The organism is Pseudocitrobacter sp. 2023LY-00077, assembly GCF_055796175.1.
The window spans coordinates 1-2,367 of record NZ_JBSPEI010000051.1; the positions used below are offsets into that span (position 1 = coordinate 1).

The window sequence follows — 2,367 nt, forward strand, 5'->3', positions numbered from 1 at the left end:
ATTCACCTCAATAATGAATTTTCGCGCATGGGATCATGTCATCCTTCAGAGCGGTAAGCACTTCGATAGCCTGTTCGCGGGTTAAGCTGGTGTGGCTGGTGAGCGCGTTAACGATGTTGGTGCCGACCGTCTTGCGATGCTTCACGTCAGCTTCGCGCTTGGCTTGCTCGTCGGCTTTGCGCTTCTCTTCGGCCAGGCGATTTTTTTCTTTTGCTTCAGCCTCGCGAAGAATGCGGTCATTTTCTTCTTGCTGTTTTTGAATCGTCTCAGCGTTAATCAGGAGTTGTTTGATCTGTGCAATGGCTTGTTGCTTGGCATTTTCAGCCGCCCCCATCAATGAGCCAAAGCGATCATCAATAGGCCACGCCTCAGTTTCAGCCAGCGTTTCTTTAATGCACTGGATTGTTCCGCCCTGGCGAACGCCTAAACGCCCTGACTGAGCGATGATCACCTGCTGCTGAATACCGCTGATCTCACTGAGTGCATCCTGGTGCTGTTGGCGTTCACGGTTGGCTTTTTCTTCAGCATCACGAGTGGCTTTTTCAGCGGCTTCTCGCTGGATCTTTTCATCACGCTCACGCTGAGCTTGTTCAGCCAGGCGGCGCTGCTCTTCGCGGTCACGGTCGAAATCCTTGTTCATCAGCAGAGCCATTTCGTGGTCTGCTTCGAACTTGGCTGCCAGCTCTTGATCGAACTTGATGTTCATTTCCAGCGCTTCGGCGTGCATCGCGTTCATGGCTTCTTCAGCCTTAATGCGTTCCTGCTCGGCTTCCCATTCGGTGAGTGGCCGGCGGGTGGCGTCGCGCAGCTCATCACAGGCATCAACGAAACGCTTAATTTCGGCCTCAGCCGGGCGCACAGCTTCTTTCAGGCGCTTCAGGTACTCACGGCCAGGCTTTTCGATTGCCGTCTTGCTGCGGGATACCTGCGCAGCCAGAGAGGCGACACGGTCACGACCTTTCTTCGTGGACAGGTCCGGCACTTCGTTTACTGCTTGGCGGATCTGTTCGAGGTAAGCATCAAGGCCGCCCGCTACGTAAAGCACCGGCGCCTGCTCCGGCTTGATTTCGATGACAGTTAAGTCCGTTACTTCGCTCATGGTTTCTCCTGAAATTTGGATGTGCAGATCCCGCCCGAAGAAGCCAGGCCGATCGGTTGAATAGGGTGGTTGGTATCAGTGAACCATCGGCTCGCCGCGCTCATTCAGCAGCACAACGACGGAATCACTTTTGATGATGGTTTTTTCGAAGATGTTGAAGGCGTACAGGCCTTTCTCAACGTTCGCAGAGGCGCGATAAGTTTTGCCGTGGTGTTGCAGCATTGTGCCCGGTAAAACCTCGCTACGTGGCACTGATGCGGTGCCGTAGTGCATTCCAATCATACCTTCACCTCTACCTGTACCAGGAGGCCAGCCATATGCATCTGCCAGCGGTTCAGCGTCAGCTTTTCACGCGGTGCCGATACCGACGTCAGCTGCCACTCGTTATCGTTGAGCTTTTTGGCGGTGTACTGCTTGCCGTTGTGGGTGACTGTCATGATGCCTCCCGCTTTTCTTTGATGTCTGCGCGGAGGTGAATCTCGTCGCCATTCGGCAGAGGGATGACAATAATGTCATCGCGAGCCACCATCAGGTGCGCCACAGCGAAAACAGCCTCGTCTGTCACATCAAACTTCTCGCCAGTAAACTGACGAACGCCTGGCGCCAATTTGCCTGGCTTTGACCGACCCGCGAAAATTCGCTTCGTCAGGCCTGAAAAACCTACTGTGATTGGGTTGCTCATAAATCCTCTTGGCCTTATCGCGGCGAACGGAACTGTTAATACAAGACTTCAACGCATTTATTGCATTTATTCCGAGTTTCAATTGGCGGCGGATGGCCGCCGGTTGTCATAACGAAACAGGCTCTTTGAACCCGTTTGGGTATGAAAAAAGCCGCTTGTTAGGCGGCTATTGAGGTTCACGAGGCTTGTGATTGAATCGGTGCCAGCCGTCGGTTAATTCAAATGGGTCGTAACTGGCACGGCGCTCAGCGAAACCAAGCTCAACTGAAAGCGCATGTAGTTCATGGCGGCGCTTAATCTGCTCCATGGCAATCCACTCAGCGTCAGCATTACGCTTTTGAGCTTGCTTGGGAGTCAGCTCTAAGCTGTTTATGGAGCTCAACTTCTGCTGTCGCTTCATGTCCTGCTTCATATTTTTCAGAACATTGATCATTGAATCGATGCGTTGAACGTCGTCGATCATCGCCTTACCCTCTGTTTGTATCGTGAGCTAATAAAAAGGCCGCCATTAGGCAGCCTGTATGATTTCCAAATTTTGCAGGGATGCTCCAGCAACCCACGCCCAATACATCCAGTGGTCTCTGGC

The 2,367-nt window shown here is 52.8% G+C and carries 5 protein-coding genes; all 5 read right to left on the bottom strand.

Annotation, left to right across the window (positions count from 1 at the left end; all coding sequences use genetic code 11):
* Positions 1-7: 7 nt before the first annotated feature.
* Positions 8-1,099, bottom strand: a complete 1,092-nt coding sequence (locus tag ACWWFX_RS25140; protein WP_473225091.1) for a hypothetical protein — start codon at positions 1,097-1,099, stop codon at positions 8-10.
* A 75-nt stretch (positions 1,100-1,174) separates the two neighbouring features.
* The gene (locus tag ACWWFX_RS25145) at positions 1,175-1,381 is read right to left on the bottom strand and encodes a cell division protein FtsZ (protein ID WP_001752704.1); all 207 of its coding nucleotides are present in this window, start codon (positions 1,379-1,381) and stop codon (positions 1,175-1,177) included.
* Positions 1,378-1,536 (bottom strand): hypothetical protein, encoded by a 159-nt coding sequence (locus ACWWFX_RS25150; protein ID WP_264209074.1) that lies wholly within the window; start codon positions 1,534-1,536, stop codon positions 1,378-1,380. The genes ACWWFX_RS25145 and ACWWFX_RS25150 overlap by 4 nt, the downstream gene beginning before the upstream one ends.
* Positions 1,533-1,781, bottom strand: a complete 249-nt coding sequence (locus ACWWFX_RS25155) for a DUF7446 family protein (RefSeq protein WP_473225092.1) — start codon at positions 1,779-1,781, stop codon at positions 1,533-1,535. The genes ACWWFX_RS25150 and ACWWFX_RS25155 overlap by 4 nt, the downstream gene beginning before the upstream one ends.
* 166 nt (positions 1,782-1,947) lie before the next feature.
* Positions 1,948-2,244 (bottom strand): regulator, encoded by a 297-nt coding sequence (locus ACWWFX_RS25160; protein WP_172860763.1) that lies wholly within the window; start codon positions 2,242-2,244, stop codon positions 1,948-1,950.
* Between the last annotated feature and the right edge of the window lie 123 nt (positions 2,245-2,367).